This window comes from Candidatus Krumholzibacteriota bacterium (genome assembly GCA_034520215.1).
Taxonomy (GTDB): Bacteria; Krumholzibacteriota; Krumholzibacteriia; order Krumholzibacteriales; family WJIX01; genus JAGHBT01.
Genome location: JAXHNR010000002.1, coordinates 922,201 through 941,368 on the forward strand (window position 1 = coordinate 922,201; position 19,168 = coordinate 941,368).

Sequence of the window (19,168 nt, forward strand, 5' to 3'; positions counted from 1 at the left end):
TTTTATCCGATTTTATTTTAATAGTTGCCGTAGCTAAATCCATCGATATTTCCTGTCCTGTAATTACTGCTCGAGTTTCACCAAAGTAAGTTGCTATACTTAAAAATGACATCGACATTCCTTTTTTGTTTTCTAACTTATAATTTACAAATTAGATACAGAATTTGAGTGTCGATGTCACTATCTGTTTTTCTTTATACTTTACTCACTTTTTGGGAGATGAACAAACTATATAACTCCGATTGAGGTGCTCAATAAATCATCGGGTGTTGCATTTCAAAATTGAATTCGTGAGTTTTTTTAAAAGGAGAGTTGTATGCTTTTTTTAACCTCGTATTTTCTTTTGACTTTTGCTATAGTTTCTCCCACATGATGCGTTGACAGCGCATATAGCACCATTTGATAGAAATTTATTTTATAGCAAAATATTAACTAATCCGGCGGGATTTTTCATGTGGTAAATCGCTCAATCTAGGTATAATAAAACTATGAGATTCTTAATTTACGGCTACTATGGGTATCAAAATACTGGGGATGAAGCGATGCTTGAAGTCATAGTAAATAAGTTAAAAGCTCTTTATAATAATTGCGAAATCGTGGTTACATCGGCTGATCCCCAGGATACAGAGCAGAAATTTGGTGTTATAGCACCTTTAGCCCGAATAATTCATAAACCTTCATTTTCTGTTGAAATTGTATGATAAATGAGCGTGAACTGTCCATGATTCTATTTTTGTGGAAATAGCCGAGTCGCCGGGATGCGGATGAAGGGATAATCGCACTTTTGAGCAAAATTCAGACAGAGAACCCCACTGGTTCCATTCTTGATTCCAGATTTTAAAGCTTAACCTATCTGAATGTTATGGGAGTCCCCGTGTTCACAGGGAACTTCTGGATCGGGGATTCAGCTGCAGCAGGAAGAGAGTGGAGAGATTGATGAGAGAGAGCGGGATAAGAGCGAGGTTCAGGAAAAAGTTCCGAAGAACGACAGATTCTAAACATGATTTCCCTGTGGCGCCAAATCTTTTGAAAAGATGTTTTGAGATTAATGAACCTGACAGAGTATGGGTGTCGGATATAACCTATATCCCCACGGATGAAGGGTGGCTATATCTGGCCACGGTTATGGACCTGTATTCGAGACGCATCGTGGGCTGGTCTATGAACAGACGGATGGCTGAAAAACTTGTAATAGGTGCTCTGGATATGGCCATAGAGGCCAGAAGCCCAGCTCCAAGGCTTCTTCATCACTCAGACAGGGGGTAGCCAGTATGCCGGCTATAAGTACCGGCAGGAGCTCAAAAAACACGGTATACTCTGCAGTATGAGCCGGAAGGGAGACTGCTGGGATAATGCTGTTATGGAGAGTTTCTACAGATCCTTGAAAGTCGAATCTGACTATTCAGAAAAGTATAAAACCAGGAAGGAGGCAAAAAGAGATATTTTCATCTGCTTTGAAATGTTTTATAATCGCATTCGCCGCCATTCATACTTGGGGTACAAAAGCCCTGAAGAATACGAAAGGTTGGCAAATATAGCTTAACTGACTGTCCAGAATATCGGGGGAAGACCACAGGAGAAACTTTTGAACGTTATTGATGCTGTCGTAGATAGAAAATTATGTGTTGGATGTGGTATGTGTGCCGCAATCTGTCCTAGGAATCGGCTTGAAATGTATTGGAACGAGCAAGGTGCTTATAATCCGACTGAGTTAGCTTATGCTAGTGATTGCCCTGCAAGTTGCTCGATATGCTACGACACATGTCCTGCACATAGTAGGACAAAGAACGAAACTGAGATAGGTCGCCATCTTTATAGTGATATCAAGGGCATCAAGTATAAAGAACAAACAGGTTATTATCTTTCATCGTATGTGGGTTATTCAGATGATGCTGACCACAGGAAGAATGGGGCGTCAGGCGGTGTCGCAACTCTATTATTGGAAACCTTACTGAAAACTGGAGCAGTTGATAGCGTCATTGCAGTTGGGCCTACTGCTGACCCAGAGAAGTTATTCGAGTTTAGGATTTGTAAACTTCCAGAAGATGTCCGAGCTTGCAGTCGCTCCGCTTACTATCCAGTAGAAATTAGTGATGTCATTCGTCACATTTTGGAACATGAAGGCCGTTATGCAGTAATTGGTCTTCCCTGTGTTTGTAAGGCGATTCGATTGGCACAGGCTTGGGTTCCTAGATTGAGACGGCGCATACATTATGTGCTTGGTTTGACTTGTGGCCACCAATCCTCAAAGTTCTTTGCAGAATATATTTGTGCACTGACAGGTGGAAATCCGGAAGCGATGAAGAAGATCGTTTTTCGAATTAAAGATCCTAATAAGCCAGCATCAAATTTTGGAATAGCGATTTACACAATTTCTAATGAGAAGGAAAACCGAGTTTTCTGGAATGATGGTGTTAGTGATATATATAATAGTGGCTATTTTCAGTTGCCTGGCTGTTTCTGTTGTGATGATGTGTTCGCTGAGTGTGCCGACGCAACTATCATGGATGCTTGGCTGTTGGAGTACATTCGGGATCCAGAGGGGAATAGTCTAATAATAGCGCGGCGACCTGAGTTAGCAGAGCTTTGTGTAAATACATCTCACATCAAACCCATTGGGATCGAGCGAATTATCGAGAGTCAGAAGTCGAGGATTAGAAACAAGCGAACAAAGTTATTTGGTCGTGATACTCCACAGATGAGAGACTTGGGAGGCAGAGGCTTTATTATCGACCGGCTGATGAAATTCGAGAAATTGAGGATTGCGTTTAAATCGGCCCAATTATGGGATCGTAACCTTGGTAGCTTTCAAAGGGCTATGTCTCTTTATAAATGGCGCCTCGAATTTCTCATCCTGGCTAGAAGTATCATATTGGTGCCGTTCAGAATTGCTAGATCTGTTATATTGAGACTTCACACTTCAGCTAAAAGGTGAGCATATGAATATCGGAATTCTTACCTTTCATCAGTACGATAACTATGGTGCTGTCCTACAGGCATATGCTATGATGAAGACTCTGCATAAAATAGGACATCAGTGTGAGATAATTGATCTTAGAAGGCGTCCGAGAAACAGATTTGTGAGTGATGTCTATGAACGTGTCTTCAATCGGAATTTTTACTTGTTTCGAGAGGAGTATTTGAATCCTCGTACAGGAGTCTACTATGCTGATGATGATCTTTGTGTGCTTAACAAGGAGTTTGATTGTTTTTTAGTAGGCAGTGATCAGGTGTGGAGACCAGAGCTAACTCAAGAGAGAGTACTGCGCTATTTCCTGGACTTTGCAGACGAGAATGTACTCAAAATATCATACGCTGCCAGTTTTGGTACATCGACGTGGAGAGGAGATCCCGAGCTAACAGAGAACGTAAGTAGCTTACTCAGGGGCTTTGACGCCATATCCGTTCGTGAGAAATCTGGTGTTAGTATATGCCGGGATATCTTTGGTGTGGATGCAACTCATGTTCTAGACCCTGCATTGCTTCTGACCGAATCTGAGTATGCTGTTCCACTCAAAGATATTTACATGGAACTACCTCAACACTATGGAGTTAGTTTCTTTATGGATAGTGATTCAGATGTATTTGAATCTGTAATTACGGAATTGCTTCATAGTCTGCGAGGCATACCTGTGGTAAGTCTTTCGGTTCCTCAGATACGTTTTCGAGGAAAAGCGTATCACTTTGGGCCACGACCGGTCATGGATTGGCTTTATGCACTGAGACATTCAGAAATCATAGTCACAGAATCTTTTCACTGTGTTGCAATTGCTGTAGTTTTCGGGAAGAAGTTTATTTGCGTGGTTAATCGAAGACGTGGAAAAGCTCGATTGGACTCGTTCTTAAGTATGCTGGGATTATCTGATTTCTTAGTTGAAAGAGATCAGTGTACCAAGGAACGATTTTCAAGTTTGCTTAGTAAGGAAATTGATTGGAGCAACGTTATTTCGGTTTTGAGGGCAAATAGAGAGCGTTCGGTAGAGTTTTTGCATAGGGTACTAGCTCATGGCTGAAGGAATTAGCTACAGGCATCGTGTTCGAGAAAATGGAATGCTTAGAGTGCGGTGGTTACTTGTTTTTTTGTTCATCGGTGTCTTTCTCATGATTGAATTGACTTCGTATCGCAATATTGAGTATATATCTGATGATTAACTTATCTTCTTTATCCAATCCTAAAGTGTATACTAGTAAAGCATAAATCAGTAATAAAAAACTAGCGTAAGCAATCCAGACAAACCCCGACTTTGAACTCTCAGGAATAAAAATGTATATTAGAATTATAATTGCTCCAGCTAACAATGATTTGAAATACCTGCGGTCGTAAGGTTGGATCCCTAATAGAATTCTAATCTCCAATAGACGAACAATGCTAAGAACACTAAGAGAAACTCCACTAGCAAGTGCGGCTCCAATGATTCCATAGCGTTTAATTAACAAGAAATTTAATATTATGTTTATACCCATTAGTCCAATTGTATTTAGTAGTTCAATATCCTGTTTTCCGGACATAGTTAACATAGGTGCTGTTGGTCCCCTAACTGATATTATTAAATTTGCGGTAGCTAAAACTATTAAAACCAATCTTCCATTGGAGAAATCTGATCCAAAGAGTTCCATTATATTAGTTGAGAAAAATAAGATTATTAAAAAAAGCGGTAGGGAAAGGATAAAGCCCCAACGTGTAGTTGCTTTGAAAATCTGATTGAGCTGTTTTTTCTTCTTTTTGTTGTACAAATCAGAAATTATTGGAGAAAAACTAGTGCCTATGGCTTTGATAAAAATTCCTATTTGCATGCTGGTTAGAACCGCCGCATTGTAAATTCCAACATCACTTGAATTTCCTAACCAACCCAACATTAACCTGTCAATCCCAAACAAAAAAGAAACTGCCATGCTAACAAATAGTATTGGTAAGCTAAAACGAATAAGTTGTCGTGATCTATATAAAGGCTTCAGTGGAGAAATAATTTCTGGAAAGATCCTCCAGAGAAAATACAATCCCAAAAGTGTACTTAAGATGCCTGATATAAGGAAACCAATTAAAGCTCCATTCAACCTGTATCCTAAAAGGAAGGCCAGGCCAACGAACAATATATTAGCAATAGGAAAAAAAATATTTCTAAGCCCTGTATTATACTGCATAAGATGAAAAGCTCTTGCTACAGATGATGTCATTATCATCAAAACATAAAAAGGCAGTGATATAGAAAATATTCGGAGAACTCCTGCCAAATTTGGTTTGTTGAATGCATGTACTGAGATAAACTTGGCTAAAATGAATAATAATATGCTTATAAAAATGCTTGAAATTAAAGAAATTGTTAAAGAAAGAATTAATGTGCCTTTAACCCGAGCCTTGTTACCTTCACCTTTATATAGAGCTACGAAGCGTACCGTAGCTTCATGTAGACCTAAAACTGAAATTGTCTGTACGATACTGATTATAGTATGGCCTAAAGCATATAAACCATAAGTTGCAGTTCCAAGAACACGCCCCAGAAGAATTTGCAAAAGGAAATTAATCCCTTTTCCAATTACGCCTCCAATAAAGAGAATCCCACCACCTTTGGCGGTTTTCTTTGTGAGCTGTTCAACACTCTTATCATGTAAGGCAACATTATTTTGACCCGAATTTACCATTTTAGATTTTTCCTGTTATGTTAATATTGTGTAAAACAAAATTTAAAATTACATTTATTAACATATTCATTTTGTTATATATAGCTTTCTTTGAAAGATCATGCAACACCTCATCTCCAATCATGCAACCCCTTTTCTGTAAATTCTTTTAGCAGGCCACTCGATTTCCATGTTTAAATATTTTTTTCCAACCTCCCATTCATCAATGATTTCTGATAAAATACCACTTACAAGGCGAATAAGAGACGCTTCGTTGGGGAACAACCCCGGTTATCGAGATCGAATTTTCCAGCCGAGTCATGGTAGGTTGACTGGCAACGGCCGCATCCGGCTTTGATCGCCGCGCAGGGTGTTACAATCGTTGGCATTTTCATAACTCCAGTCTATCTGAAATATCCTTTGCGTCATAAGCTCTTCATAGGAATAATCCGAATAGCTGCTATGACGGATGTGCTTCAGAGTTGCCGTCAGACGCCGCATCACATCTGTTCTTTTCTCAATTTCAAGAAGGAATAATACCTCCGCGTCACTGGTTATAACACAGCCAGTGAAATCAGCGTTTACTTTTTTCTAAAAATGCTTGCAAAGGGGAGAGTGATTTGATAATTATTAATTATAGTAGTTTCCTTTTTTGTTTGACGATTTATTGCATTCTTTTTTATCGTAACTGCACTGTAATACAGTCATTTATAAAAGGGAACTGCTTTTTTTATGAATTATTCGGGATAGGTGAAATATGAAAATACTTGTGATTGATTCTGTGAGCGCCTATTATATTTTAATAAAACAATATTTCAAGAAGCCGAAGAAGAGTAAACTCCACCTTAAAGAACCACTATTTCTGTTCAACTAACCCGGAGCACTTCATGTCAAATTGCTTATCTACTAGAAAACAATGATAATGGTTTATATATAAGGTTTCTATATATTTTATTTGCAAATACATTTTTTCGGTTCAAAATATTATTTTTCATCTCACTTTTCTCAAACTTAAAATAATTTTGATTTGAATTTCTTTTTTTTCTTATATATTCGTATAATATTTTGCTGTTATCTATATAAAAATCAATATTGATTTTTTGTAATTGTTCCCGAATTGCTTCATCTAGTTCTTTTTCTAATGAAGATACATTCTTGGGTTTTAGACTTGTCAGCTTTTTACTATTAATTTTATTAAAATTAAATAGCAATTCAATGTCTGCGTTTAATTGTTCTTGTAGTAGTATTTTTATATTTCCTTTTCTTATATAATTTATACAATAATCAATATCTGATTTTCCTGATAACATTTTTAATTCAAGATTTTTTCTTTTTTCTGCCCATGAGTAAAAATCAACAATTTTGTTTTTGAGTCTACATTTGTCTTTATAATCAGATATTATTCTTTTTTTAGGTGATCTTAGAACTGAAAACCAAATTGCATTAGGGAAAATTTTTAGCATTTCATTTGTTGGCATCAAAAAGTGGCTAGCAATGGAGTTTACAAATGGATGCAATTTAAATATTTTCTTAATATCTTTTAAACCTACAGCTTTTTCCCAAACAGGAAGAGAATCTTTCTCGTTAAAATTTTTTATAACATCAACATGGCGAATTCCAAATAAAGATCTTAAAACATAATTAATAAAAGTACCACCAGTTTTTGGTATATGTATAAAACAATATTTAATATTTTTCTGTGACATAGATAGATAACACTTTCTTCAATTATTTAGTTATTGTGTCTAGTGCAAAGCATTTTTTCAACGACAATTATAATTTCCGTTTCTTTAAGGCAAAAAAAGATAGCGTATTCTTAAAAAAATTTTAGACAAAAGAAAAAAGAATATAAAATACGAGAATTAATCTGCCCTCATCACAATTTATCAGTGGGTCTAAAAAAAGTCAAGAGTATGTTCAAAGCTGGACTTTCCCTAACGTGGCCTATTTCCCCGAGCTGAGGAAATCGTGTCCCTCGCTCTCAGACTCGTCCTTCTACGTTTCCTTACCGAAATTAAAAAGCCATGCCCGCTCGTCTCCTGCTGGGAGCTTTGAAATGCCAATAACCGGATAGAAACAAAATATCAATTCCACTTTTCAATATGAGTAACTAATTGATAAATATTAGTTAGAGGATTTCTTTCCTGAAAAATGGGAAAACTCCAAATAGGGTTAAATAGATTGACTGAAGGAAGAATCAAAGATATGATTAACTCCGGTAAGATGAAGTTTTGTAGTGTGATATATTCCTGATCTGAGTCATTGATTCAGGAAAGCTTTGTGAGAAAGTGCTTATGAAAGTTGTAGCCGTTGTTGGAACTCGTCCCGAAGCTATTAAAATGGCACCGGTCTATCTTAAGCTCAAATCCGATCCAAGGTTTGAAGTTACTTTTGTGGTTACAGCTCAGAACCGCCAAATGTTTGAACAGGTTCTTTCCGTTTTTGATATAAAACCGGACATTGATCTGAATTTGATGGAGTACAATCAGACGCTTGCCGACATCACCGCAAAGATCGTTGTTGAAGTACAAAAAACACTCATGGAAATAAAACCCGCTGTTGTATTGGTACATGGAGACACTACAACCTGCTTGTGTTCTACACTAGCAGCTTTTTATCAGAAGATACCTACCGGACATGTTGAAGCAGGACTAAGGTCGCATAATTTTCAGGCTCCATGGCCTGAAGAAATGAACCGAAGATTAACCGATGCTATTTGTAGATGGTGTTTTGCTCCTACAGAAAGTTCTGCAGAAAACCTAAAAAACGAAAATGTCCCTCAAAAAAACATCTTTATAACCGGGAATACGGTCATTGATGCTCTTTTGTTAGCTCGAGACATAGTTAGAAGTTCTCCACCTGTAATAGAAGAGTTACCCAGTAATTGCTTTAATGGAAAGAGAATAATACTTGTAACCGGACACAGGCGCGAAAATTTCGGAGAGACTTTTGAACAATTCTGCATGGCACTTAGGAACATTGTTGACAAACACGTCGACACTCTTCTTGTTTATCCCGTACATCTTAATCCGAATGTTCGTAAACCAGTAAGTAAGATTCTAGAAGGACACGAAAGAATTCATCTTATCGAACCAGTTGAGTATTTGTCTTTTATTTATCTGATGGACAAGAGCTACATGATAATTACCGATTCCGGTGGAATTCAGGAAGAAGCTCCATCTCTTGGTAAGCCTGTTCTTGTAACCCGTGAAGTTACAGAAAGGCCTGAAGCTATACAAGCCGGACCTGCCGAATTGGTTGGTACAGATAGGGATACTATTGTCAAAAAAGCTTCTGCACTGCTCGAAAAACAGGATACTTACAATAGTATGGTAAAAGCAGAGTATGCTAATCCATACGGAGATGGAAAAGCCAGTGAAAAAATATCGGATATTTTATTTGATGGATTGAGTAATGAGATTTGAAAATAAGAAAAAGATTGCGGTTATACATGGAAACGATGGCTCCGATGTCAGAATAGGAAAGATCTGTAGATCTCTTTCCACCATGGGATATGATACCAATTATATCGGCTGGGATCGAAGACCGAGTGAGAGAAAAAGAATCAATCTAGGCAATACAAAATTACATATTATAAATTACGAGACAAAATTCGGTAAGAGTACTTTTAAGGGTCGTCTTGTTTTTGCTAGACATATTTGCAGAATTTTAAAAACCATAAAACCTTACATCGTTTATGCTGTTAATGAAGATACTGCCATTATGTTAGTACCTCTTAAAGGATTGCTCTATAAAATACTAGTATGTGATGTGTTTGATGCTCTTGTTGACAGACATAGTGAAAATAACAGAATCATTGTATTTTTATTAAAAGTGGTTTCATTCTTCGCAAGGTTATTTAGCGATGAGTTAATCGCTACAGATCAAACAAGATTTAACGGATTCGGACGTTTTAAATCAAAAACTATCATTGTTGAAAATGTTCCTGAAGACCCAGGTGATGATATAGTTACAATTATGCCACATGGACCTATTAAAATCTATGTTTCTGGGTCTTTAAATATTAACAGGGGAATTAAACAAATAATCGAAATAGCAGATAAGATTGATGATCTTGAGATTATCTCAGCAGGTTGGCTTTATGATGACTATGCTAATAATGTTTTTGTAAAACACCCAAAAGTTGTTTTTAAAGGTATTATTACTGCAAGAGAATCCTTGAAATTGGCCGCAGAATGTGATGCAATTCTGTCCTATTATTCACCCATGTCTCTAAATAATATATTAGCAAGTCCTAACAAAATTTACGATGCAATGAGTGTCGGCAGGCCTTTAATAATAAATAGTGAAATCAAAATTGCCGAATACGTCGGAGAATATAATCTTGGATATCTCTGCCCTTGGGGGAACATTGATAAACTCGAAGAAATCATTCTTAACCTAAAATCAAATAGAGAAAAACTTTCTAATTTTGCCTCAAATAGTCGAAAGATTTTTTTGAATGGACACAACTGGAACTTAATGGCGCAGAGGATGTATGAAATGCTTAATAAAATAGCAAAACTAGAAAACTAGGCAAGATCTACATTTGAGGTCAGATAGCATAATGTTTGACGTTCTTCAAAGAATATATTTAAGATGCTAAGCTAGATAGGTGAACAATGAAAATACTTGCGATTGATGGTGTTAGCAATGGTCATGATCATTTGCGATTTAATGCTACAGTAATTGAGATTTTATGCTCATCATTAGCGCTTACTTGGTTTGGGTTTTGTGCTGAAAAACGGCATGTTTCGAAGGTTTTAAAAACACTTGATATGAAAACCAACAAATCTTTTAATTTATATCCCATAAATAGCATATTTAGGAATTGTTCTAAAAGTAAAGCCAAATTGATTCTAGAATTATTGAACATTTATTGGAATGCATTGCTTATTATCAAACGGGAAAAACCGGATCGATTATTATTTGTCGGAGTGGAATATACATTATTTCCATTATTTGCGTCTGTCTTTTTGAGAATATGTGTTTTTCGGCAAAAGCTTGATATATATGTAGTTTTGCACAACCTGTACAGGATAAAAATAAGTCCTACCAAACATATTCTTTGGAAAATAATGTTTAATTGTCTTGATCTGCAATGCATTGTTTTAGCGAACACAGTGCAGGGCAAATTCACGGAACTTTTCCCTAAGCGGTTATCACTTTTGTGGAGACATCCTTCCTATGGTCATTTGATCCCATGGGCGATTGACAAAGATATTAATTTGGAATCCTTTAGAAAAGATAATATTATTCGGCTTTTATTAGTTGGACGGCAAGGAACGCTTGCTATTTCAAACGGGTTCCTGGACCTACTTGCCGCTTTGTGTCAAAAAGTAACTGAAGTAACGGGGAGAAAATTTAAAATTATTGTTACTTCCACATTTCAAACAAAGGAAAAACCCACGACAAGAACAAATGTGAAATTATTGAATCGGCGGTTGCCCGACCAGGAATATTTTCAGATTATTATGGATTCTGACTATGTTGTTTTCCCAATTGTGAGTGATATTGATTATCGTGCAAGTGGAATATTAGCTGACGCGATTACTATGAAAGTACCTGTACTGGCGCCCAAAGCGGGTCACTTTAGAGAACTCTGTAGTGAAGATGGTTTGAATAAGGGGGGATGGTTGTATGATGGTCGGGATGGTTTGGAAAGGACATTATTCAAAATAGCAAGGGTTGTGCCGGGAGAATATATAAATATGTGCAGATACATAGATTATCTTAATGAGGAACTATCTTTACAGAGGGCGGAAGTGAGACTACGGTCGATTTTGGACATCTAAAGTTATTGAGATATTTTAGGTATGGACTTATCAAATTGGTAATGGATATTACTTGAATGATTGTATTACAATCTTACACAATCGAACCAAACAACAATGAAAACCGGAAGATACATAAGAACAATCCGCCACCTGAGGCCTATTCAAATTACCGGCCTTCCTTTATTTAAGTTACGGCGCTTTTTATTATCAAAATTCTCCATAAAAGTCTCTAACGTCTCTTTTCAACTTCCCCGACTCTTATTTACGGATGAGATAAAACCACCTTCGCGGGGTTATAAACTCTTTAACGATATACTAAACATAAGAGACATTAACTGGAATGATGATATTGACAAGTTACAAAAATACCATTTGCACTATTTTGATTTCCTGAGAAATTGTTCGGCAGATGAAGGAATGCAGATCATAAGGGAATGGATAGAGAAAAATCCAGCATCCCTTGATAACGACGGATGGGAGCCCTACCCGATAGCTCTGCGAATAGTTAACTGGGTTTTTTTCTTTGTTAGAAATGACATCGCGCCTGACAAGGGAATAAAAAATTCCCTTTATCTGCAGGGGAAGTGGCTCTATAAACAGCGGGAAATTCATCTGCTTGCAAATCATTTCTTAAAAGATATTGTCGCGTTGTTGTTCTGGGGATATTGCTTTTCAGATCAAAAAATATTTAACTGGGCGCTAAAAAATTTAGATAACCAACTTGAAGAACAATTTACTTCTGAAGGGTTACACTACGAATATTCACCTACTTATCACGCTTTGGCGGTAAATGATATTATGAATTGTTATAATCTTTTAGAGAATAATTCTATCTGCGAGAGTAAGGGAATAAATAAAAAACTAATAAGAATTGCCGGTAAGGGTCTAGGTGCTGCTGAATATTTAAATTCCGGCAGGTATATTCCCGTGGGGGATGTAAATTATCAGGATTGCCCTGATTTAAACAAATTAAGAAGGTATGCTGAAAAATTAAATATTGAATATAGCTCCTCAAGTCCGGATGTTTTTCCTTCTTTACAAACAGGTAATCTTAAGATCATGATGATAAATTCTCCATTTTCTCCCCCCTATAACCCGGCGCATTCTCACGCGGATAAATTATCTGTTCGGCTGTGGGATAAAGATGTACCGATTCTAACTGACACTGGGAACTATAGTTATAAAATAAGCGATGAGCGATGTTATTCCCGCTCTGTGGAGGCGCATAATACTATTCAGGTAGATAACCTTGGGCAGGCCGAGCTCTGGGAGGCATTCCGGGTTGGATACCGCGGAGAAGTAGAAAAAAAGGACGCGGATTCAAATAAAATCTCTTCACTTTTTAGACACAAAAAATACAAACATTACCGAATTATAGAAAGCGCTGAAAATAAAATAACAATCAATGATAAAATTATTGCCGCTAAGGGACTGCATTCTTTTAAACAGTATTTTCACGTTCACCCCGGGTGCGATATTGAACGGAAAAATGACCGAATAATTATTAACGGTTCTGTTGTTTTAACTTTTAGCGGTAGTTTTGACTTGATAAAAACAGAATATTACCCTGAAATGTATAAAAAAGAGTTTCAGGATACAGTAATTGTAAGAGGTAAGTTTAAAGATAGAATAAATATCACAACAGAGATCACAATTTAATTAATTATATTTATAGGAGAGTCTTATGCTGCAGCTTATTCAGTCATACCGAACAGGCGAAATGAAGCTTGGAGAAGTACCCGATCCACTGTGTAAAGATGAAGGGATTTTGATCCGCACGGAGGCTTCTGTTGTTTCTGCCGGTACCGACAAGATAATGATAGACTTGGCCAAAAAATCTCTTCTCGGCAAAAGCAAAGCAAGACCCGATTTGGTTAAGCAGGTAATAGGAAAAATGAAACAGGAAGGAATAATCCAGACATTACAAAAAGTCTTTACCAAACTCGATAGCCCTATGCCTCTCGGCTACAGTTGCGCCGGAAGAGTAATTGAGGTGGGCGGTAAAGTGACAGAGTTTGCTGTCGGGGACAGGGTGGCTTGCGCCGGGTCGGGGTATGCTAATCACGCAGAGGTCAACTATGTACCCCGTAATCTTGCTGTGAAGATTCCAGTTGGTGTATCATTTGAGGATGCCGCCTTTGTAACGTTAGGAACGATCGCTCTTCAAGGGGTAAGACAGGCGGAGACAAGACCCGGGGAAAGGGTTGGTGTTCTGGGCCTTGGACTGATAGGCCTTTTGACCGTGCAATTATTGAAAGCTTCCGGGTGTAAGGTCATAGGAACTGATATTGATGCCGACAAGCTGAAGATAGCTGAAGAATTAGGCGCGGACAAGGCCGTTCTGACTGAGAGATATGTTTCCGCCTGCAGGAGTTTTACTGATGATTACGGACTTGACTCGATCATTATCACAGCTTCGACCCCGAGCAACGAGCCGATAGAGATGGCTCCTGAGGTATGCAGGCACAAGGGGAAAGTTGTGGCGCTGGGTATGATTGGGATGAATGTCCCTCGAAACAAGTATTACGAGAAGGAACTTGATCTAAGATTATCTATGGCTTACGGCCCCGGAAGATACGACCCTGAATATGAAGAAAAGGGGATCGATTATCCGTATCCTTTTGTAAGATGGACAGAACAGAGAAATATGCAGGCCTTCCTGGAATTTGTTGAGGAGGGGAAAGTTACTCCCGGGAAAGTTGTTACTCACAGATTTGAATTTGATAATGTGCTGGATAGTTACAAACTCTTAAGTTCAGATTCAGATGAGAAATATATAGGGATTGTATTAAATTACGATACGGAAAAAGAAACCGCTGCCTTCGTTGAGATATCATCATTTGATACGGTCAAGTCGAAAAAGATAACGGCGGGATTTATAGGAGCCGGCAATTTTGCTAAAGGGGTGCTGTTGCCTCAAGTTAAAAAGTCCGGAGGTATTCAGCTTAAGGCCCTTGTAACCGCGACCGGAGCAAGCAGCAGAGGATCTGCTGAAAAGTACGGATTTACGAACCTTTACTCCGATTACAAGGAGATGCTGAAAGATGATTCGATAAACACTGTATTTATTACTACTCGGCATAACCTTCATTACCGAATGATCACGGATTCACTGCTTGCCGGGAAGCATGTCTACTGCGAAAAGCCCCTGGTTTTAAATAATAAAGAACTTAATAGCTTGACCGAGCTCTATGACGGGTTGGAAAACAAACCTGTTCTAATGATCGGTTTTAACAGAAGATTTTCGGAGCATCTGGCCAGGATAAAGGATTTTGCAGATTCCACCGGAGAGCGTCCTGTTATCAACTACAGGATCAACGCCGGATTTATTCCCAAAGATACATGGGTACAGGACTTAGAGATTGGCGGCGGCCGTATAATAGGAGAGGTTTGTCATTTTATTGATGCGGCGGCGTTTATTGCCGGCTCAAAGGTAGAAGAAGTTTTTGCCTCTGAACTTGTTACGCCCGGTAATTACAAGCGGGACAATGTCAGTATTATCTTAAAATTTACGAATGGTTCACTGGCAACGATAAGCTATCTGGCAAACGGAAGCAAATCGGTACCTAAGGAAAGGATCGAAGTCTTCTGCGGCGGCGGCGCGGCGGTTTGTGATAATTTTAAAAAGACTGAGATTATTAATGCCGGGAAGAAAAGCAGGGTGAAGAGCAGGTTCTCTAAAGAGAAGGGATTTAGGTCGGAAATTGAAGCTTTCAGAAAGGCAATTGTTTCCAGCGGAACAAATCCCATTCCTTTTTCTTCTATTGTTAATACTACAAGGGCTACTTTCGCTGTAATGGAGTCGATTGAGAAGGCAAAAGTTGTTCAAGTGGAGTAGGTATAATAGTTGGGCACATTATGATTGTCGTTGATTAGCGGCAGTTATAATGGGCGGTTGTTAAGGCGGCAACTATCTTGACATTTACTCCTTAATCCAGAAATATCCTGAACCAATCATTTGAATATTCCAGAAAAAGATTTGAACGTGAATTAATAACAGCGTCAAAAAATATATTACTCTGACCAAATAATTCATTGAACCTTTAACGCTTCTTGTGTAGAATATTCCAAGGGTTTATATGAAATGGGACAGGGGACGGTTTGATATCGCGGAATTGGCATTGCTCAATCAGTAGCCCAGCCTAAGTTGTATGAATCCCGGATTTTAGAATAGGGCATCTCGACAAACAGGAACATTTCAACGAATAATATACCGACTTCAAGAGTGACTTGAAGTTAAGGGCGGGTTATATCAGAGAGAGGTATGATATGAGAAAAGTGCTTTTCTTATCTCACTATTTTTACCCGGAAGTAAACGCGCCTTCCAGGAGAACGTATGAAAACGCGGTGAAATGGGTGACTAACGGTTCTGAAGTTACTATTATTACAAATCATCCCAATCATCCTCAAGGAAAACTTTATGAGGGCTATAAGAACAGGTGGATTTCGAGAGAGAGGATTGACGGGATTAATGTCATCAGAGTGAAAACCTATTTAACGGCGAATAGGGGTATAGTAAGAAGGGCTGTCAATTTTCTGTTATATATGGTTATGGCTGTTTTTGCTTCTATCAGGGTAAAAAATATCGACGTTGTGATAGCTACAAGCCCTCAGTTTTTCTGCGGGTTCGCGGGGACAATTATAAAGAAGATCAAAAGAGTTCAGTTTATCCTGGAGATACGTGATTTATGGCCTGATTCAATCATAGCCGTAGGTACTCTTAAAGAAGGTATTCTAATCAGGGTTTTAAGATATATGGAAAAGTATATGTATTTTTCAGCCGATAAGATAGTTACCCTGACGGATACATTTAAGGAACATATAAAGAAGACCGGCTACCCGGTTAACAAGATTACGACTATACCCAATTCTTTCGATTTGGACAATTTCGAAAGTGATGATGAGATCTGTTCCAATATTAGAAGCAGTAAATTTATCTGTTCATATATAGGAACCTTTGGTATGGCCCACGATCTTGAAGTTGTGCTGGAAGCTGCAAAATATCTTAAGGATATCAGAGACATTCATTTTCTGCTCATTGGGGACGGGTCTGAAAAAGCGAAAATAGTGGAAAAATTAAAGGAGATGAATCTTGAAAATGTTACTATTCTGCCGCTTCAGCCAAAGGAAAGAATCATAGGGTTTTACAGGATTTCGGATATAGGCCTTATTATGTTGAAGGACAGTACTCTTTTCAGTTCCGTAATACCTTCTAAAATGTTTGAATATATGGCGGTTAAATCACCGGTAATTATGTCAATGCCCCGAGGAGAAGCTACAGCAATAGTCGAGAGACATGATTGCGGAGTATTGTGTGAGCCTGGTTCTCCCGTGAAGCTGGCCGAGTCTATATCGGATTTGTACAACAGTCCGGAAAAGTTGAAAAAATACGGAAGTAACGGATATAAAGCGGTAATGGAGAAATATAATCGTGAAACACTTGCTTCAAAATACCTCGATTTGATAGAGGCGGGGTGAAACCCTTAGATCAACCCCGGGCGAGATGAGATACTTACGGATAACCACTTTTATGAATTCCCTGTAATAATAAGATCCTGCCAGGCACCGTGTTATTGATATAGATACTGATTCTTTGTATATTTCGGATTCGGTGCCGGCCCGGCGGGAGGAGGGTGTTTCCTTCAAAGATATTGAATAAGTAACGAGGGCGTAAGGTTGAGATGATAATTGTAGATGATATATCAAAAAATTACGGTGGTCAGAAACTCTTTGAGAATGCCGGGTTCACCCTGAATGCCGGTGAGAAGCTGGGGCTTGTAGGCAGAAACGGGCACGGAAAGACCACTCTGCTGCGACTTCTTGTGGGAGATGAAGAGCCGGATTCGGGCACGATAACTATACCGAAGGGGTATACCTACGGGTATTTGAGGCAGGACCCATTGTTTACAGAAGAGACAGTTCTTAAGGAGGGCTGCAGGGGACTCTCCGAGCGTGAGAGCGATCATTTCTGGAAGGTGGAAAAGGCCCTCGCGGGATTGGGTTTCAGTGAACCGGATAAGGAAAAACACCCCTCTGAGCTTTCCGGGGGATTTCAGATAAGGTTGAATCTTGCGAAGATCCTTGTACATGATGTTGATCTCCTCCTGCTTGATGAACCGGATAACTATCTTGATATTACATCTATCAGATGGCTGACGCGCTATCTGAAAAAGAGAAGCGGCGAGTTGATACTTATTACTCACAACAGAGGGTTTATGGACGAGGTTGTCACTCACACAATGGGGATCTATAGAAAGGGGCTTCGGAAAATCGAGGGCGACACGGGCAAGCTTTACTCCCAGTTTGCCAAAGAAGAAGAGGTGTATGAAAAGACAAGAATTAATGAAGAGAAGAAGAGGAAGGATACCGAGCAGTTTATAAAGCGGTTCAGAGCCAAAGCCAGACTTGCCAACCTCGTTCAGTCGAGGATCAAGACCCTTGAAAAACAGAAGCGGCTCGAAAAACTCGAAAAGCCGAAATATCTCGATTTTTCTTTCACCTCAAGGCCTTTCAACGGGAAACCGGTCATGGAGGCAAAGGGTATATCATTTGGATATAATCCGGGCAAAATGCTGTTTTCTGACCTGTCATTCTCTGTCGGTCCCTATGACAGGATTTGTGTCGTTGGAAAGAACGGCAGGGGGAAGACGACACTTTTAAAGGTTCTGGCAGGAAAGCTCGATGCTCTTTCGGGAGAAATAAAGAAGAATATTACAGCGGAAGATGCTTATTACGAGCAGGGGAATGTCAGCAATCTGGCAGATGAAAGAAGCGTTGTCGAAGAGATAATGAGCGTTGATCCGGACATCGATCAGCAGAAGGCGAGAAATATAAGTGGAATGATGATGTTTGAAGAAGACGCGGCGCTGAAGAAGATTATGGTGCTTTCAGGCGGGGAGAAGAGCAGGGTTATGCTTGGGAAGGTAATAGCTAAGCCTGTAAACTTCCTCCTTCTTGATGAGCCGACTAACCATCTGGATATGCAGTCCTGCGATGCGCTGCTTGAGGCAATAAACGATTTCGACGGAGCCGTTATTATGGTTACCCATAACGAGATGCTTCTTCATGGGCTGGCGGAAAGACTGATAGTATTTAGCGATGAAAAGGTAAATCTTTTTGAGGGGAGTTATCAGGATTTTCTGAGGGAGGAAGGCTGGCATGACGAAGAGACAGAGCGGGCGGGAGGCGTTGATGAAAAGAAGGTCAGAAAGAAAAAAGATCGGAAGAAATTAAGAAGGCTGCGCTCACAATTCGTTCGCGAGAGGGCGAAGGCGCTTAAACCGCCCCAGAAGAAGATCGCTGAACTTGAGAAGAAGATCGTACGTGGTGAAGGTAAGCTGAAGAAACTCCACGGGGAGATGATAGCGGCTTCAGAGAACGGAGACGGAGCCGCGATAGAGGAGCTGTCCAGGAAGATCCACAACTGTGAAGAGGGGATAGAGAGTTCTTTCAAGCTGCTTGAAAGCGCGAGCTCTGAATATGAGAAGCAAAGAGAGATGTTTGAAAAGCGTATGGACGCGCTTGATAACACAGACGGGTAAGAAGATTATTTAAGATAGATAAGCTTTTTTACCTCCCCAGCTCTGCAGCTCACCGTTCTGCTGAAACCGGGCAGTTCATTGTTAACCTTTTTGCCTCCTGAGAGGAGTTAGGTGAAATATACTCTGATTCGGCCTTATCCCCCCACACCACAGCCAATTTCGCTAAAAGGGCCCAGAATATGGCTGAAGAAAATTTCTCCATCCCTGAAATCAGGATAATTGCGACGAAGC

At 39.1% G+C, this 19,168-nt stretch carries 15 protein-coding genes; 12 read left to right on the forward strand and 3 right to left on the reverse strand.

The window, feature by feature from the left end; genetic code table 11:
* Positions 1–542 precede the first annotated feature (542 nt).
* The 5 genes from U5O15_10640 to U5O15_10660 all read left to right on the forward strand — a co-directional run bounded on the left by U5O15_10640 (position 543) and on the right by U5O15_10660 (position 4,013).
* Positions 543–701: a hypothetical protein gene (locus tag U5O15_10640; GenBank protein MDZ7861096.1), complete on the forward strand. Its 159-nt coding sequence runs from the start codon at positions 543–545 to the stop codon at positions 699–701.
* 133 nt (positions 702–834) lie between these two features.
* Positions 835–1,266 (forward strand): IS3 family transposase, encoded by a 432-nt coding sequence (locus U5O15_10645; GenBank protein ID MDZ7861097.1) that lies wholly within the window; start codon positions 835–837, stop codon positions 1,264–1,266.
* 46 nt (positions 1,267–1,312) lie between these two features.
* Entirely contained in the window at positions 1,313–1,543 is a 231-nt protein-coding gene (locus tag U5O15_10650) for an integrase core domain-containing protein (protein MDZ7861098.1), read from the forward strand.
* A 42-nt stretch (positions 1,544–1,585) separates the two neighbouring features.
* The gene (locus U5O15_10655; protein ID MDZ7861099.1) at positions 1,586–2,935 is read left to right on the forward strand and encodes a Coenzyme F420 hydrogenase/dehydrogenase, beta subunit C-terminal domain; all 1,350 of its coding nucleotides are present in this window, start codon (positions 1,586–1,588) and stop codon (positions 2,933–2,935) included.
* Positions 2,936–2,939: 4 nt separating this feature from the next.
* Complete coding sequence (locus U5O15_10660) at positions 2,940–4,013, forward strand: polysaccharide pyruvyl transferase family protein (protein ID MDZ7861100.1); 1,074 nt, start codon at positions 2,940–2,942, stop codon at positions 4,011–4,013.
* A gap of 55 nt (positions 4,014–4,068) precedes the next feature.
* Here U5O15_10660 and U5O15_10665 read toward each other — a convergent pair whose 3' ends face one another.
* From U5O15_10665 to U5O15_10675, 3 genes are all read right to left on the reverse strand, one after another.
* Positions 4,069–5,640 carry a flippase gene (locus U5O15_10665; GenBank protein ID MDZ7861101.1) on the reverse strand — a complete coding sequence of 524 codons (1,572 nt, stop codon included), beginning with the start codon at positions 5,638–5,640 and terminating at the stop codon, positions 4,069–4,071.
* A 227-nt stretch (positions 5,641–5,867) separates the two neighbouring features.
* Positions 5,868–6,008 carry a hypothetical protein gene (locus U5O15_10670; protein MDZ7861102.1) on the reverse strand — a complete coding sequence of 47 codons (141 nt, stop codon included), beginning with the start codon at positions 6,006–6,008 and terminating at the stop codon, positions 5,868–5,870.
* 510 nt (positions 6,009–6,518) lie between these two features.
* Positions 6,519–7,325 carry a sulfotransferase family 2 domain-containing protein gene (locus tag U5O15_10675; GenBank protein ID MDZ7861103.1) on the reverse strand — a complete coding sequence of 269 codons (807 nt, stop codon included), beginning with the start codon at positions 7,323–7,325 and terminating at the stop codon, positions 6,519–6,521.
* 588 nt (positions 7,326–7,913) lie between these two features.
* Between U5O15_10675 and wecB the strand changes: the two genes are divergently transcribed.
* The 7 genes from wecB to U5O15_10710 all read left to right on the forward strand — a co-directional run bounded on the left by wecB (position 7,914) and on the right by U5O15_10710 (position 18,937).
* Complete coding sequence (wecB, locus tag U5O15_10680; GenBank protein MDZ7861104.1) at positions 7,914–9,044, forward strand: UDP-N-acetylglucosamine 2-epimerase (non-hydrolyzing); 1,131 nt, start codon at positions 7,914–7,916, stop codon at positions 9,042–9,044.
* Positions 9,034–10,155, forward strand: a complete 1,122-nt coding sequence (locus U5O15_10685; protein ID MDZ7861105.1) for a hypothetical protein — start codon at positions 9,034–9,036, stop codon at positions 10,153–10,155. Before wecB ends, U5O15_10685 begins: the two co-directional genes overlap by 11 nt.
* An 86-nt stretch (positions 10,156–10,241) precedes the next feature.
* Positions 10,242–11,414 carry a hypothetical protein gene (locus U5O15_10690; protein ID MDZ7861106.1) on the forward strand — a complete coding sequence of 391 codons (1,173 nt, stop codon included), beginning with the start codon at positions 10,242–10,244 and terminating at the stop codon, positions 11,412–11,414.
* 399 nt (positions 11,415–11,813) lie between these two features.
* Positions 11,814–13,055: an alginate lyase family protein gene (locus U5O15_10695; protein ID MDZ7861107.1), complete on the forward strand. Its 1,242-nt coding sequence runs from the start codon at positions 11,814–11,816 to the stop codon at positions 13,053–13,055.
* 25 nt (positions 13,056–13,080) lie between these two features.
* Positions 13,081–15,234 (forward strand): bi-domain-containing oxidoreductase, encoded by a 2,154-nt coding sequence (locus U5O15_10700; GenBank protein ID MDZ7861108.1) that lies wholly within the window; start codon positions 13,081–13,083, stop codon positions 15,232–15,234.
* A 431-nt stretch (positions 15,235–15,665) separates the two neighbouring features.
* Positions 15,666–16,874 (forward strand): glycosyltransferase family 4 protein, encoded by a 1,209-nt coding sequence (locus tag U5O15_10705; protein MDZ7861109.1) that lies wholly within the window; start codon positions 15,666–15,668, stop codon positions 16,872–16,874.
* Between the two features lie 203 nt (positions 16,875–17,077).
* Entirely contained in the window at positions 17,078–18,937 is a 1,860-nt protein-coding gene (locus tag U5O15_10710; GenBank protein MDZ7861110.1) for an ABC-F family ATP-binding cassette domain-containing protein, read from the forward strand.
* Positions 18,938–19,168 lie beyond the last annotated feature (231 nt).

Bases quoted from the DNA above. Each gene is read 5' to 3' on its own strand.
- U5O15_10640 (MDZ7861096.1), top strand. From the start codon at position 543: ATGCTTGAAGTCATAGTAAATAAGTTAAAAGCTCTTTATAATAATTGC.
- U5O15_10660 (MDZ7861100.1), top strand. From the start codon at position 2,940: ATGAATATCGGAATTCTTACCTTTCATCAGTACGATAACTATGGTGCT.
- U5O15_10665 (MDZ7861101.1), bottom strand. From the start codon at position 5,640: ATGGTAAATTCGGGTCAAAATAATGTTGCCTTACATGATAAGAGTGTT.
- U5O15_10670 (MDZ7861102.1), bottom strand. From the start codon at position 6,008: ATGCCAACGATTGTAACACCCTGCGCGGCGATCAAAGCCGGATGCGGC.
- U5O15_10675 (MDZ7861103.1), bottom strand. From the start codon at position 7,325: ATGTCACAGAAAAATATTAAATATTGTTTTATACATATACCAAAAACT.
- wecB (MDZ7861104.1), top strand. From the start codon at position 7,914: ATGAAAGTTGTAGCCGTTGTTGGAACTCGTCCCGAAGCTATTAAAATG.
- U5O15_10685 (MDZ7861105.1), top strand. From the start codon at position 9,034: ATGAGATTTGAAAATAAGAAAAAGATTGCGGTTATACATGGAAACGAT.
- U5O15_10690 (MDZ7861106.1), top strand. From the start codon at position 10,242: ATGAAAATACTTGCGATTGATGGTGTTAGCAATGGTCATGATCATTTG.
- U5O15_10695 (MDZ7861107.1), top strand. From the start codon at position 11,814: ATGCAGATCATAAGGGAATGGATAGAGAAAAATCCAGCATCCCTTGAT.
- U5O15_10700 (MDZ7861108.1), top strand. From the start codon at position 13,081: ATGCTGCAGCTTATTCAGTCATACCGAACAGGCGAAATGAAGCTTGGA.
- U5O15_10705 (MDZ7861109.1), top strand. From the start codon at position 15,666: ATGAGAAAAGTGCTTTTCTTATCTCACTATTTTTACCCGGAAGTAAAC.
- U5O15_10710 (MDZ7861110.1), top strand. From the start codon at position 17,078: ATGATAATTGTAGATGATATATCAAAAAATTACGGTGGTCAGAAACTC.